At 69.1% G+C, this 13,917-nt stretch carries 11 protein-coding genes; 4 read left to right on the forward strand and 7 right to left on the reverse strand.

What is annotated here, in order from left to right; all coding sequences use genetic code 11:
* Nucleotides 1–36: 36 nt before the first annotated feature.
* The 3 genes from AC07PT_RS21775 to AC07PT_RS21785 form a co-directional block, all read right to left on the reverse strand.
* Complete coding sequence (locus tag AC07PT_RS21775; RefSeq protein ID WP_492349696.1) at nt 37–513, reverse strand: Lrp/AsnC ligand binding domain-containing protein; 477 nt, start codon at nt 511–513, stop codon at nt 37–39.
* 87 nt (nt 514–600) lie between these two features.
* On the reverse strand, nt 601–1,893 hold the full coding sequence (locus AC07PT_RS21780; protein WP_492349697.1) for a branched-chain amino acid ABC transporter substrate-binding protein: 1,293 nt from the start codon (nt 1,891–1,893) through the stop codon (nt 601–603).
* Between the two features lie 93 nt (nt 1,894–1,986).
* On the reverse strand, nt 1,987–2,640 hold the full coding sequence (locus AC07PT_RS21785; protein WP_492349698.1) for a TetR/AcrR family transcriptional regulator: 654 nt from the start codon (nt 2,638–2,640) through the stop codon (nt 1,987–1,989).
* A 175-nt stretch (nt 2,641–2,815) separates the two neighbouring features.
* On the opposite strand from AC07PT_RS21785, the gene AC07PT_RS21790 reads away from it, so the two are divergent.
* From AC07PT_RS21790 to vapB, 3 genes are all read left to right on the forward strand, one after another.
* Nucleotides 2,816–4,438, forward strand: coding sequence for an AMP-binding protein (locus AC07PT_RS21790; RefSeq protein WP_494658056.1), 1,623 nt, complete (start codon nt 2,816–2,818; stop codon nt 4,436–4,438).
* A 62-nt stretch (nt 4,439–4,500) separates the two neighbouring features.
* Nucleotides 4,501–7,764 carry an acetyl-CoA carboxylase family protein gene (locus AC07PT_RS21795; RefSeq protein WP_494658057.1) on the forward strand — a complete coding sequence of 1,088 codons (3,264 nt, stop codon included), beginning with the start codon at nt 4,501–4,503 and terminating at the stop codon, nt 7,762–7,764.
* Nucleotides 7,765–7,834: 70 nt separating this feature from the next.
* Entirely contained in the window at nt 7,835–8,068 is a 234-nt protein-coding gene (vapB, locus tag AC07PT_RS21800; protein WP_494658058.1) for a type II toxin-antitoxin system VapB family antitoxin, read from the forward strand.
* Between the two features lie 7 nt (nt 8,069–8,075).
* Here vapB and AC07PT_RS21805 read toward each other — a convergent pair whose 3' ends face one another.
* From AC07PT_RS21805 to AC07PT_RS21820, 4 genes are all read right to left on the reverse strand, one after another.
* Complete coding sequence (locus AC07PT_RS21805; RefSeq protein WP_494658059.1) at nt 8,076–8,846, reverse strand: crotonase/enoyl-CoA hydratase family protein; 771 nt, start codon at nt 8,844–8,846, stop codon at nt 8,076–8,078.
* A 91-nt stretch (nt 8,847–8,937) separates the two neighbouring features.
* Nucleotides 8,938–9,258 (reverse strand): high-potential iron-sulfur protein, encoded by a 321-nt coding sequence (locus AC07PT_RS21810; protein WP_492349703.1) that lies wholly within the window; start codon nt 9,256–9,258, stop codon nt 8,938–8,940.
* Between the two features lie 222 nt (nt 9,259–9,480).
* Entirely contained in the window at nt 9,481–10,110 is a 630-nt protein-coding gene (locus AC07PT_RS21815) for a response regulator (protein WP_494658066.1), read from the reverse strand.
* A 5-nt stretch (nt 10,111–10,115) separates the two neighbouring features.
* Nucleotides 10,116–11,477, reverse strand: a complete 1,362-nt coding sequence (locus AC07PT_RS21820) for a HAMP domain-containing sensor histidine kinase (protein ID WP_494658060.1) — start codon at nt 11,475–11,477, stop codon at nt 10,116–10,118.
* 252 nt (nt 11,478–11,729) lie between these two features.
* Between AC07PT_RS21820 and AC07PT_RS21825 the strand changes: the two genes are divergently transcribed.
* The gene (locus tag AC07PT_RS21825) at nt 11,730–13,838 is read left to right on the forward strand and encodes a TonB-dependent receptor family protein (RefSeq protein WP_494658061.1); all 2,109 of its coding nucleotides are present in this window, start codon (nt 11,730–11,732) and stop codon (nt 13,836–13,838) included.
* Nucleotides 13,839–13,917 lie beyond the last annotated feature (79 nt).

Raw genomic sequence — 13,917 nt, forward strand, 5'->3', positions numbered from 1 at the left:
AGCCCGGCGGGCCGATCCTGGCTTGCCCGGTGGGGCCTAAAGCAGCTTCAGTCGGGTGGTGTTCTTGACCTCTTCCATCACCGCATAGGTGCGTGTTTCACGCACCCCGGGCAGCTGCCACAGCACCGAGCCCGCAAACGACCGGTACGAGGCCATGTCGGCCATGCGGGTCTTGAGCAAGTAGTCGAAGCCGCCGGCCACCATGTGGCATTCCATGATCTCGGGGCGGATCTGCACGGCGGCCTGGAATTCTTCGAACACATGGGGCGTGGTGCGGTCCAGCAGCACCTCCACGAAGACCATCATGCCGGCCCCCAGCTTGAGCGGGTTGAGCCTCGCCTCGTAGCCCAGGATGTAGCCCTCGCGGGTCAGGCGTTGCACCCGGGCCAGCACGGCCGTGGGTGACAAGGCCACGGACTCGGCCAGCTTGAGGTTGGAGATGCGTCCGTCTTCCTGCAGCACTTGCAGGATGCGCAGGTCGATGCGGTCGAGATCGGTGGGGGTATCGCTCATGGTCAGGGGCAGGCAGGGCAGCCCCCGATTGTGCGGTGTCTCAGGCGGCTTTGGCCGCCAGGGCAGGGGGCGTTGCGGTCACAGCGCTCACGGTTGCGGCCGCACCATCCGGCACTCGGTGCCCTGCGCCAGTTCGTTGCCGGTGTACATCGCATCGGTTCGGAAGCCGTAGTTCGTGCCCTCCCAGCCGACCTTGACGGTTTTGCCATCGACCGGCGCAATGGTGTTGACCACCTGGGGCAGCAGGGCCTGGTGGTCTTCACCCCGCATGCGCACCGGGCCCACCGGGGTGTCCAGGGTCAGGTCTTCGAGCGAACGGGCGATCTTGGCGGCATCCAGCGATTGCGCCTTCTGGATGGCGGCGGCCAGGAAGCGCGGTGTCATGTCGATGCGGGGGGCCAGAAAATCCTTGCCGGTGCGCGCCTTGTAGGCCTTGGCCAGGGCGTCGACCCGGGGCGTGTCGGCCTCGCCGGGGTGCCATTCGGCCACCCAGGTCAGCTGCCCCAGCTTGGCCTGCGACACGGCCAGCACGGTGCCCGGGATCGAGCCCGCGCTGTGGTTGAAGTAGCGCAGCCCATAGCCAGCATCGCCCGCCGCCTTGAGCAGCAGCGTCATGTCCTGGCCCCAGTTGCCTGTGATCACCGAATCGGCGCCCGCGGCCTTCATCTTGGCCACATAGGGTGAAAAGTCTTTCACCCGCCCGATCGGGTGCAGGGTCTCACCCACAAACTGGATGTCGGGCCGCGCCAGGCCCACCAGCTCTTGCCCGTAGTGCGCCCATTGCTTGCCGTGCGCATAGTCCTGGTTCAGCAGGTAGACCTTCTTGACCTCGGGCATCTTCTTGATGGTGTTGGCAATCGCCTTCATCTTCATGGCCGTGTTGGCCTCGAACTGGAAATGCCAGAAGTTGCACGACTTGCCGGTCAGGTCGGGGTCGATCGAGGAGTGGTTCAGCACCAGCACCGCCCGATCAGGGTTGCGTTCATTGTGTTTGGCCACGGCCTGCACCAGGGCCGCCACCACCGAGGAGCCCGAGCCCCCGGTGACGATGGCCCGAGCACCCTGGTCGATGGCCGCTTGCAAGGCGCTCAGGCTTTCCTGGGCCGACAGCTTGCTGTCGAACTGCAGCAGCTGCAGCTTCACGGGGCTGCGGCCGGCCACCGCGATGCCGCCCTTGGCGTTGATCTCTTCGATCGCGAACTGGGTGTGGGTGAGCATCAGCTCGCCCACATTGGCAAAGGGCCCGGACAGCGGATCGATGTAGGCCAGTTTGAAAGGCGCGTCGGCCGGGGCGGCCCAGGCGTTGCCGGCGAGGCCTGTCAGCAGCAGGGCGGCGGCACTGAGTGCGTGGCGGCCAACTCGGCGCGGGGGATGGTTCATGAGGTGTCTCCGTTGGGGGGGTGAGAGGGCGACCCGATGGGGCGCCTGAGGGAATCCATCCGACCGGCCGATCTCATGCTGCATCCCGCCGGTTCAGGCGGCCGCTGCGCCGCGGCGGCGGCTGCGCCGCAGCCCCAGCACGCGCCAGGCCAGCGGGGCCAAGGTCTGCACCAGCTCTTCGGGGCTCATGCGGCCATCGGGGCGGTACCAGTTGTACAGAAAGCCGGGCAGGCTGCAGGCCGCCAGGGCGGTGATGCGGGTCTCGTCGAAATCGAACATGCCATCTTCGCGGCCTTGCTCCAGCAGGGCGCACAGCCGGTCGTAGAAGTGGTTGGCCAGCTTCTTCTGGGCCACCAGGTACTCGGGGCGGTAGACCTGGGGCTCGCGGTAGGGGAAAAAGGCCGCAGGGTAGTGCGCCAGCGTGGCGCGGATCAAGCGTTCGATGCCTTCGGTCACCTTTTCATGGGCGGGGCGGGGGTCATCGTCGGCAAAGTCCAGGCTGGTGAAGCAGGCCACCGCAGGGCGCCAGGACAGCTGCTCGAAGATCTCGAGCTTGTTGTGAAAGTAGTAGTAGACGAAAGGCTTGGTCACCCCCAGGCGCTGGGCGATCTGGTCAATGGTGGTGTTGGCATAGCCTTGCTCGGCAAACAGGCCTTCGGCGGCGCGCAGGATGCTCTCGCGCTTCTCGTCGGTGCGGGCGGTATCGGCCTTCTGGCGGCCACGGGGAGGGGTTGATTTTTTGCTCATGGCCAGATTTTGCCTGTCGCGCGGGTTCTACCTTTGGGTAGCATTGTTCTACCTGTCGGTATATATTGGCAAGCCGCTTGCGAGGCATCATTCCTATCGCTAACCCTGATGCCCGCCCGGGCCGGCTTCTTCCCAGGAAAGCCCCGGCAAGCCCCATCACACCCAAGGAGACACCATGGCCCCGACCGCCCAGCCCGCCGCTGTTGCCGAAGTTCCGCTGCACGAACACCTGCGTCGCCACGCGCGCGAGCGGCCCGGGGCCGTGGCCTACCTCTGGTACGGGCGCGCCCTCAGTTGGGCCGAGATCGACCGCGCCAGTGACGCCTTTGCCGCGCGCCTGCAAGCACTGCAGGTCCAGCCGGGCGAGCCGGTGGCCCTGTTTCTGGGCAACTGCCCGCAGTACGTGGTGGCGCACTTCGGCATCCAGAAGATCGGCGCCATCGTCTGCCCCTGCGGCCCGCTCAACAAGGAGCACGAGCTCAGCTACCAGCTCAACGACCTGCGCGCCCGGGTCATCGTGGCCGCCGACAGCCTGCTGCCCGTGGTCGAGCGCGTGCGCGCCCAGACGGCGTTGCAGCAGGTCTTCATGGTGCGCCAGGCCGCCTGGCTGCCCGCCGACCCGGCCCTGGATGTGCCGCCGGAGCTGCTGGCCCTGCGCGACAACCCTTTGCCGCGGCCTGAGGGTTGCGAAGACTTCCAGGCGGCCCTCGATGCGGGCGGCCAGCCCGCGCCGGTGACGATCCATCTCGATGACGTAGCCCTGATGACCTACACCTCGGGCACCACCGGCCTGCCCAAGGGGGCCATGCTGAGTTACGGCAATGCCCTGTTCAAGACCGCGGCGGCCGCCAACTGCAACGTCGTGACCCCGAATGACGTGCTGCTGGCGATTGCCCCGCTGTACCACATCGCCGGCATGGTGATGGGCATCAACGTGCCGGTCTACACCGGGGCCACCACGGTGCTGCTGCAGCGCTTCGACCCCGTGGCCACGGCCCAGGCGCTGGCCCGGCACCGCGTCAGCTGGTGGTACAGCATTGCCCCCATGAACGTGGCGGTGATGCAGGTGCCCGGTGTGCGCGAGCTCGATTTCTCGGCCTTGCGCATGAACCCCGTCACCAGCTTCGGCATCACCTTCACCGAGGCCCTGGCACGGCAATGGCATGGCCTGGCCCCGAACTGCACCAGCTTCGAGGCCGCCTACGGCCTGAGCGAGACCCACACGGTCGACACCTACATGCCGCATGACGCCATCCGCTGGGGCGCGCACGGCAAAGCCGTGCCCGGCAACGAGATCCGCATCGTCGACCCCGAGACCGGTGCCACGCTGCCCCCCGGCGAAGTGGGCGAGATCACCCTGCGCAGCCCGGGCAACTTCAAGGGCTACTGGAACCAGCCCGAGGCCACCGCCAAGACCCTGCGCCAGGGCTGGGTCTGGACGGGTGACATGGGCCGGCTCGATGCCGAGGGCTACCTCACCTTCATCGGTCGCTTCAAGGAGATGATCAAGGTCTCGGGCTACAGCGTGTTTCCCGAAGAGGTGGAGACCATCCTGATCAAGCACCCCGCAGTGGCCCAGGCCGCCGTGCTGGGCGTGCCCGACCCTGACAAGGGCGAGGTGGTGCGGGCCTTCATCGTGCGCAAGCCCGGTCTCGCCCTGGAGGCGCCCGAGTTGCTGCAATGGGCGCGTGACAACATGGCCCCCTACAAGGCCCCACGCGAGGTCCGCTTCATCGACGCGCTGCCCGCCACCGGGGCCGGCAAGGTGCTGCGCCGCCTGCTGCGCGACGTGGCTTGATTGCCATTCGTGCCGTCCCGCATTTCTGTTTCAACCGGTCTGGAGCCCTTGTGACCCATCCTGTGTTTTCCAAAGTCCTGGTCGCCAACCGTGGTGAGGTGGCCCTGCGCATCGTGCGCGCCCTGCATGAGATGGGCATCGCCAGCGTGGCGGTGCATGCCCGCGACGATGCCGAGGCACCCCATGTGCGTGCGGCCGATCAGGCCGTGGCGCTGGCCGCCACCGGCCCGGCGGCCTACCTTGATGCCGCGGCCCTGATCGCCGTGGCGCGCGACACCGGCTGCCAGGCCGTGCACCCGGGCTACGGCTTTCTCAGTGAGCGCGCCGACTTTGCCGAGGCCTGCGCCCAGGCCGGCCTGCGCTTCATCGGGCCCAGCGTGGACACGCTGAACACCCTGGGTGACAAGGCCGCTGCGCGTGCCCTGGCTCAACGCGGCGGCGTGCCGCTGATGCCGGGCAGCACCGGGGCGGTCACGCTGGAAGCGGCCCAGGCCTTCATGGCCGCCCAGCACGGCGCCGGCGTGATGGTCAAGGCGGTGGGCGGTGGTGGCGGGCGCGGCATGCGGGCCGTGCAGCACCCCGACGAGCTGCCCGAGGCCTGGCTGCGTTGCCGCTCCGAGGCGCTGGCGGCCTTCGGCGTCGAGGGCGTGTATGTGGAGCGCCTCATGACCGGGGCCCGCCACATCGAGGTGCAGGTGCTGGGCGACGGCCACCAGGTGATGGCCCTGGGCGAGCGCGAATGCAGCGTGCAGCGGCGCTTCCAGAAACTGGTCGAGGTGGCGCCCAGTCCCTCGCTCACGCCGGCCCTGCGCGCCGCCCTCACCGAGTCGGCCCTGCGGCTGGCGCGCGAGCTGCGCTACCAAGGCCTGGGCACCTTTGAATTCCTGGTCGACCTGGCCTCGGCCGACTTGCCCTTTGTCTTCATCGAGGCCAATGCCCGGTTGCAGGTTGAGCACACCGTCACCGAAGAGGTGACTGGCCTGGATCTGGTGCAGCTTCAGATCGCCCTGGCCGGCGGCCGCAGTCTGGCCCAGCTGGGGCTGGATTCGCTGCGCCCCCCCGAGCCACGCGGCTTTGCCGTGCAGTGGCGCATCAACGCCGAAACCCTCAGCGCCGACGGCCAGGCCATCCCCGGCCACGGCTGCCTGAGTCGCTTCGAGCTGCCCACCGGGCCCGGCATCCGCATCGACACCCACGGTGTGGCCGGCGCCAGCCCCTCGCCGCACTACGACACCCTGCTGGCCAAGCTCATCGTCAGCTCGCGCAGCCCGGCCTTTGCCGACGTGCTGCGGCGCTCGCAGCGTGCCCTGGCCGAGTGCCGCATCGAAGGCCTGGCCACCAACCTGGGCCTGTTGCGGGTGATCGCGGCCCGGTCCGAGATGGCCAGCCAGCAGATCCACACCCGCTGGCTGGAGCAGGTGCTGCCCGAGTTGCTGGCCGCCGTGCCGGTGGCGCCCACCGTCCCGCAGGTTGCGTCCACCGAGTCACGTGCCCCTGTGGCGGCTTTGCCCGAGGGCGCGGTGGCCGCCCCCATGCCGGCGCGTCTGGTGCAGTTCAATGTGGCGGTGGGCGATGTGTTGCCGGCGGGCGCCCCGCTCGCGGTGCTGGAGGCGATGAAGATGGAGCACGTGTTGCAGGCCCCCCAGGCCGGCCGCGTGCTGGCCCTGGCCGCCGAGCCGGGCGACTACCTGAGCGCCGGCCAGGCGGTGCTGGTGCTTGAGCCCGTGGTCGGCGCGCTGCAGGCCCAGGCCGTGCAGCAAGCGCTGGACCCGGACCACATCCGCCCCGACCTGCAGCGCGTGATCGACCGCCACGCCCACACCCTCGACCAGAACCGCGGGGCCGCCGTGGCCAAGCGCCATGCCCAGGGCGGGCGCACCGCGCGCGAGAACATCGCCGACCTGTGCGATGCCGACAGCTTCATCGAATACGGCGCGCTGGCCATTGCCGCCCAGACCCGGCGCCGCAGCCTCGAAGACCTGATCGCCAACACCCCGGCCGACGGCATGGTGACCGGCATCGGCAGCGTCAACGCGGCGCAGTTCGGCCCCGAGCGTTCGCGCGCCGTGGTCATGGCCTACGACTACACCGTGCTGGCCGGCACCCAGGGCATGCGCAACCACCACAAGACCGACCGCATGCTGGCGCTGGCGCACCAGTTGCGCCTGCCGGTGGTGCTGTTTGCCGAAGGCGGCGGCGGGCGGCCGGGCGATACCGACATGCCCATCGTGGCCGGCCTCAACAACCACACCTTCAGCCGCTTTGCAGCCCTGTCGGGTCAGGTGCCGGTGGTGGGCATCGTGCACGGGCGCTGCTTTGCCGGCAATGCCGCCTTGCTGGGCTGTGCCGACGTGATCATCGCCACCGAGGCCAGCAACATCGGCATGAGCGGGCCGGCCATGATCGAGGGCGGCGGCCTGGGCGTGTTCAAGCCCGAGCAGATCGGCCCCAGCGACGTGCAGTCGACCAATGGCGTGATCGATGTGCTGGTGCGCGACGAGGCCGAGGCCGTGGCCGTGGCGCGGCAATACCTGTCGTACTTCCAGGGGCCGCTGGCCGAGTGGCAGGCCCCCGACCCGCGTCGGCTGCGCCACGCCGTGCCCGAGAACCGCCTGCGCGTGTACGAGGTGCGCGAGGTGATGCGCGGCCTGGTCGACGAAGGCTCGCTGCTGGAGCTGCGCGCCGGCTTTGGCGCCGGCATGGTGACCGCGCTGGCGCGCATCGAAGGCCGGGCCGTGGGCCTGATCGCCAACAACCCGCGCCATCTGGGCGGCGCCATCGATGTCGAGGCGGCCGACAAGGCAGCCCGCTTCATGCAGCTGTGCAATGCGCACGGCCTGCCCATCGTCTCGCTCACCGACACCCCGGGCTTCATGGTCGGCCCCGACATCGAGGCCCAGGCCCAGGTGCGCCATGTGTGCCGCATGTTCGTGGTGGCCGCCCACCTCAGCGTGCCGTTTTTTGCCGTGGTGCTGCGCAAGGGCTATGGCCTGGGCGCCCAGGCCATGACAGCGGGCGGTTTTGATGCGCCGGTGTTCACGGTCGCCTGGCCCACGGGCGAATTCGGCGCCATGGGCTTGGAGGGCGCCGTGCGCCTGGGCTTTCGCAAAGAGCTGGAGGCCGCCCCCGCCGGCCCCGAGCGCGAGACCTTGTTCAAGCGCCTGGTCGAGCAGCAGTACGCCAACGGCGAGGCCATGAACATGGCCGCCACGCTCGAGATCGACGCCGTCATCGACCCGGCCGACACCCGCAGCTGGCTGCTGCGCGGCCTGGCCTCGGCCACCCAGCAGCCGCGCCAGCCGGGGCGGTTTGTGGACACCTGGTGAGGTCATCGCGACTTGGGGCGGGGGCATTTAAGGCTGTACAACAGCCATCTGCATTCTTGAGGAGGCAAGCATGACCATCGGCATTGTGATCAACAACAAGCGCACCCAGGTCGTGCGTCTGCCTCAGGACATGCGCCTGCCTGATGGTGTTCGCCAGGTTGCGATACGTGCCAACGGGCAGGAGCGAATCCTGGTGCCTGTGGGGCAATCCTGGGACAGCTTTTTTCTCGGCGGTCACCAGGTGAATGATGATTTTCTACCTGAGCGAGCCAGTCAGCGTCAGCCCGCGCGGGAAGACCTCTGATCAAGCTTTAAAAGCGCCCATGCCGCCCGGCCCCCTGCGCAAACCGGGCCGCACCCGCCTCGCCCTCGGCGGCCACCAGGGGCACGCCCAGGCGGCCTTCCTGGCGCAGCGCCTCGGCCAGCGGCAAATCCCACTGGGCGTAGGCCGAATACCGGTCGGCCAGCATGCATTGCTGCGGAAAGGCCGCGATCTCAAGTGCCAGGGCCTGCGCCACGGCCAGGGCCTGGCCGGGCGGTGTGACGCGGTTCACCAGCCCCATGGCCAAGGCTTCGGCTGCGCCCACGGGGCGCCCAGTCAGGATCAGGTCCAGCGCCCGGCCCATGCCCACCAGGCGGGGCAGGCGCACGGTGCCGCCGTCGATCAGGGGCACGCCCCAGCGCCGGCAGAACACGCCCAGCGTGGCCTCTTCATCGGCCACGCGCAGATCGGCCAGCAAGGCCAGCTCCAGGCCGCCGGCCACGGCATAGCCCTGGATCGCGGCAATCAGCGGCTTGCTCAGCGCCATGCGGGTGGGGCCCATGGGCCCGCTGCCCCCGCCCTCGGGATCGAGTTCGTTGCGCCGTGCCGGGTCGCCGACGGCACTCAGATCGGCCCCGGCGCAGAAATGCCCGCCGGCCCCGGTCAGCACCGCCACCCGCAGCGCGGGGTCGGCCTTAAAGCGTTCAAAGGCTTCGCGCAGTTCGCCGGCCACCACGCCATCGACGGCGTTGCGCTTGTCGGGGCGGTTCAGGGTGATGGTGCAGATCGGGTCGGCGGCTTCATAGCGGACGCAGGGCATGGCGGGTCTCCTCCGGTGTGAAGGCCATGGTAGGCCGCCTCGGGCCGCCCTGCCATGCGTCAAACCCCGAGGCAGGCGCCCGGCGGGCGCTTCAGCCCGGGGCCTTGTTCCAGGCCGAGCACCAGCCGTTGCCAGCCACGTGCTTGCGGCCGAACATGGCGCAGCCACCCCAGTCGTCGGTGGGCTTGCCCTGGTAGAACGAGCAGTTGTGGCAGCGCTGCTGCGGCGTGTGCTGGGCGTATTTCTTGGCATCGACGTGCTTGGTGTCGTGCTTGTAACCCAAGGCCATGGCCTGGTCGCTGGCTTCGTCCACATGGGCGCCGGCCTGGGCCTGGGCGGCTGTGGCGCCCAGGGCGCTGCTGGCGACGGCGAGGTGGCAGATGAACTGGCGGCGGGTGCTGGGTGCGGTCACGGAGGTCTCCTGGTCTGGGTATGGGAATGCCGGACTTTTTGCAACAGACGTGCCAGGCCCTGAAGACGGGGGATCCGGGCGCATCCGCGGCGCTTGGCATGCCCTCTGTGACAGATCTGCCGCCCGATGTGTGCCTTGGGCTTGCCCGAGCCTGTTCCCGGTGTGTCAGCCTGGAGCAGGCGGCCAGGGGCTTTCCCTGGGGCGTGTTGACGGCCTGTGAGGTCAACTGCCCACGTCGATCAGCCCGTGGCGCAAGGCCAGCAGCGTCATCTCGGCCTGGTTGCCCAGGCCCAGCTTCTGTTTCACGTTGTAGAGGTGGGTGCCCACGGTGGAGGCGCTGAGCTTCAGGGCCTCCGAGATCTGGGCCACCGACTGGCCGCGTGCGAGCTGCATGAAGACCTCGAACTCGCGCGCCGACAACTGACCCAGGGGCCCCTGGGGGCCCCCGTCCAGGTCTTGCATGGCCATGCGCTGGGCAATGGCGGCATCCAGGTAGCGTTGGCCGCGGGCGATGCTGCGCAGGGCGTCGATCAAGGCCTCGGGCGCGCTGCGCTTGGACAGGTAGCCCAGGGCCCCGGCCTGCAGGGCGCGGCGCGAGTGGCTGGTGTCCTCATGGGCCGACAGCGCCAGGATGCGCAGCTGCGGCAGGTGTGCCAGCAGCCGCTTGATGGCCTCCAGCCCGCCCATGCCGGCCATCGACAGGTCCATCACCACCACGTCGGGGGCGGCCGCGGCCACGCCCTGGCAGGCCGCCTCGCCGCTGTCGGCCTCGGCCACCACCTCGATGTCGGGTTCGGCCTGCAGCAGCAGCTTGAATCCCATGCGGACCACGGCGTGGTCATCCACCAGCATCACCCTCACGCGCCATCTCCCTTCAGGCCCGCGCGGGGCAGCCGGGCGCGCAGGGCCAGGCCGCCCGTGGGGCGTTGTTCAAACACCAGCTCGCCGCCCAGGGCCTGGGCGCGTTCGCGCATGCCGGCCACGCCGTAGTGGCGCGGCGCGTGCAGGTCATCCAGTTGCCCCTGCCCGTCATCGGCGATCCACAGCAGCACGCTCTGTGCCTGCACGGTCACTGCCACCTCGATGTGCTGCGCCTGGGCGTGGCGCAGGGCGTTGGTCACGGCCTCCTGCACGATGCGGTAGGCGGCGCTGGCGGTGGCCTCGTCCAGGCTGTCCAGCGGGCCCTCCAGCCGCAGTGAGAACTGCAGGCCTGGGTGGCTCTGGCGCCAGTCGCCCAGCAGGTCTTGCAAGGCGTCGCCGAGGCCGAAGGGGTCGAGTGCCAGGGGTCGCAGGCGGGCCACCAGCCGATGCATGCCTTCGTAGATGTGGTCGGCACAGCTCAGCACCAGCTGGGCCGACTGGCTCAGGGCCGGGTCGCCAGGCACCAGGCGGCGCTGGATGGTCAGGCCCGCGCTCTTGATGGCAGTGATCTGCTGGCCCAGTTCGTCGTGCAACTCACGGGCGATCGCGCCGCGCTCTTCTTCGATGCGGGCGTGCACCAGTTGGGCCAGCTCGCGGCTCTCGGCCAGGGCCTGGCGCGCTTCCTGGGCGGCGCGTTGGGCCTCGGCCTTGTCCTGCACTGCCTGGGCCATGCGGTTGAAGGCCTGGGCCACCAGGCGCGGCTCGCGGCCCCCTTGCTCGGGCAGGCGGATCGCATAGTGGCCGCCCTCCATGGCGCGCAGGCCTTCGGCCACCTGCTGCAGCGGCTTCAGCGCGCGGCCCATCAAGGCCCACACCGCGGCATTGGCCAGTGCAAAGCCGGCCAGCACCCCGCCCAGCATGGGCAGCAGGTCGTCCCAGCCGTCCAGCACCGCCCGCGAGGGGTCGGCGTACAGCACGATGCGGCCGCTGGGCAAGGCAATTTCTCGCGGGGCCAGGGGGGGTGACACCAGCCGGGTGTACCAGCCCGGGGCCTCGCGTCCGGGCTTGTAGGGGGATGGGGGCGAGCGGTACAGCTGCTGGCCCAGCGCATCGAAGAGCTGGATGTCGTTGGCGCGCACCCGGCCCACGCCATTGAGGAACTCGCGCATGCCGTCCAGGCCGCCGTAGCCATACACCCAGTTCACCCGGCCCAGCAACTGGCTGGCCACCACGTTGGCACCGTCCACCTCGTCGCGCACGCTGCGCCGGGTGTTGTCGATCTGCAGGCCCACCAGCAGCGAGGCCATCAGCCCCAGCAGCACGGTGATGATCAGGTTCACTTGCAGGCGCAGGCTCATGGGGGGGCGCTCCGGGCGGGGCAGGGGGCGGGGTTCGGCATATCGCTGATGCTAGCGCCCATGGACACCCGGGTTTGCCCGTAGCGGTGGCCGTTTCATGAAAATCATGAGCCCCAAATGCAGATCTCACCGATGGCGTCGGGGGCGCCGATTGCGCACACTGGGTTCCGATGCAGCGGGCTGTCTCCGCTGCGTGGCCTTCACCGATTGCTGAACCCCATGTCCTCTCTTTGCCAGCCCCCTCATTTTCTTGTGCCTTCCCGATTCCGTTGCACGGCCACGGCCGGTGCCGCCCTGTGCTGTTGCCTGTTGGCGGGCGGCGCCGCTGCGCAAAGCCTGTCCGATGTGGTGGTCTCGGCCAGCCGTGCCGAGCAGAAGATCATGGACACCGCGGCCTCGGTCAACGTCGTGTCGCGTGATCAGATCCAAGAGGGCCAGGCCCAGGCCAACCTGTCGGAGTCGCTGGTGCGGGTGCCGGGCCTGTACGCGCTGAACCGCCAGAACTACGCGCAGGACCTGCAGATCTCCTCGCGCGGCTTTGGCGCCAACTCCACCTTCGGCGCGCGCGGCCTGCGCATCCTGGTGGACGGCATCCCTGGCACGGTGGCCGACGGCCAGGGCCAGATCTCGCACATCGACCTGGCCTCGGCAGACCACATCGAGGTCTTGCGCGGGCCGTTCTCGGTGCTGTATGGCAACGCCTCGGGCGGCGTGATCAGCGTCTTCACCGAAAAAGGCCAGCCCGGCCTGCAGCTCACGCCTTACTTCGAAACCGGCTCCTATGGCCTGCGCAAGTACGGCCTCAAGGCCACGGGCGAGCAGGACGGCATCAACTACGTGCTCAACACCGGCAAGCTCGAGAGCACCGGCTACCGCCAGCACAGCGCGGCCACGCGTGACAACACCAATGCCAAGCTGGGCTTCACGCTGGCCACCGGCACCCAGGTGCGGCTGGTGGCCAACCAGGTCGATCTGAGCGCGCAAGACCCGCTGGGCCTGACCGCGGCCCAGTTGCAGCAGAACCGCACCCAGCCCGGCAACTTTGCCCTGGCCTATGACACCCGCAAGACGATGCGCCAGACGCAGGGCGGCATGGTGCTCACGCACGCCTTCGATGCCAGCAACACCCTGGTGATCTCGCCCTACTACGGCGAGCGCAAGACCCAGCAGTTTCTCGCCGGCTCGGCGCTCACCGGCCTCACACCGGCCAACAACGGCGTGATCAACCTGGCCCGCACCTTCTATGGCCTGGACCTGCACTGGCAGCAGAAGACCGCACTGGCCGGCCTGCCCCTGCAATGGGTGGCCGGGCTGGACAGCAACCGCAACAACGACCGCCGCCTGACCTCCAACAACGTGGCTGGCCAGGCCCAGCCCAGCACGGCCACCAACCAGGACCTGAGCCAGTACGCCAGCAACCTCGACACCTACCTGCAGGCCGAGCTGCGCCTGGGCGAGCGCGACACCGTGAGCGCCGGCCTGCGCCACTCCAGCACCGAGCTGGGCTCGCAAAGCAACAACAAGCAGCCCGGCACCGGCCTGAGCCGCTTCCGCGCCACCACCGGCATGCTGTCGTGGCAGCACTACCTGCGCGACGACACCAATGTCTATGTCTCGTATGGCAGCGGCTTTGACACCCCCACGCTGAACCAGCTGGCCTACACCCCGGCCGCGCTGATCAACGCCAGCGTGGCCAACACCGGCAACTTCAGCCTGCAGGCGGCCAGCACGCATCAGATCGAACTGGGCCTGAAGACCGAGCTGGCCCAGGGCGTGCGCGGGCAGGCCGCAGTGTTCTCGTCCAAGACCCGCAACGACATCGTGATCGCCGCCAGCAACAGTGGCCGCACCGCCTTCATGAACGCGCCGCGCACCAGCCGCCAGGGCTTCGAACTCAGCCTGGCGGCCGAGCTGCCGTGGCAGCTGCGCTCCAACACTGCGCTGAGCTTTCTCAGCGCCACGGTCGACCAGGCCTACACCAGCTACGCCGCCGCCACCCCGGTGCTGATCGCCGCCGGCCGGCGTCTGCCGGGCGTGCCTGGGCGCAGCCTGTTCACCGAACTGGTCTGGCAAAAGCCCGACAAGGCCTGGGAGGCCGGTGTCGAGGCGCGCCTGGTGGGCAACATGGCCGCCTCCGATGCCAACACCGCGTTCGCGGGCGGCTACGGTGTGCTCAATGCCCGCGTGGTGGCCCGCCAGCAAGTGGGGGCCTGGCAGCTCACCGAGTTCCTGCGGGTCGACAACCTGGCCGACCGGGCCTATGTGGGCTCGCTCATCGTCAACCAGGCCAACAGCCAGTTCTACGAACCGGCGCCGGGGCGCAACTGGGTGATGGGCGTGAAGGCCGTGCTGAAGTTCTGAGGCGGATCGATGATGACCCGCCTGTGTGCCCATGAAAAAAGCCGCGGCGGGGCCCCGAGAGGGGGGCCCGCCCCGGCGC

This window comes from Curvibacter sp. GW821-FHT09D12 (assembly GCF_059416245.1).

What these genes read in the sequence shown, in the direction of transcription:
- AC07PT_RS21785 (WP_492349698.1), bottom strand. Translation starts at nt 2,640, where the DNA reads ATGAGCAAAAAATCAACCCCTCCCCGTGGCCGCCAGAAGGCCGATACC.
- AC07PT_RS21815 (WP_494658066.1), bottom strand. Translation starts at nt 10,110, where the DNA reads ATGCTGGTGGATGACCACGCCGTGGTCCGCATGGGATTCAAGCTGCTG.
- AC07PT_RS21790 (WP_494658056.1), top strand. Translation starts at nt 2,816, where the DNA reads ATGGCCCCGACCGCCCAGCCCGCCGCTGTTGCCGAAGTTCCGCTGCAC.
- AC07PT_RS21820 (WP_494658060.1), bottom strand. Translation starts at nt 11,477, where the DNA reads ATGAGCCTGCGCCTGCAAGTGAACCTGATCATCACCGTGCTGCTGGGG.
- AC07PT_RS21780 (WP_492349697.1), bottom strand. Translation starts at nt 1,893, where the DNA reads ATGAACCATCCCCCGCGCCGAGTTGGCCGCCACGCACTCAGTGCCGCC.
- vapB (WP_494658058.1), top strand. Translation starts at nt 7,835, where the DNA reads ATGACCATCGGCATTGTGATCAACAACAAGCGCACCCAGGTCGTGCGT.
- AC07PT_RS21805 (WP_494658059.1), bottom strand. Translation starts at nt 8,846, where the DNA reads ATGCCCTGCGTCCGCTATGAAGCCGCCGACCCGATCTGCACCATCACC.
- AC07PT_RS21775 (WP_492349696.1), bottom strand. Translation starts at nt 513, where the DNA reads ATGAGCGATACCCCCACCGATCTCGACCGCATCGACCTGCGCATCCTG.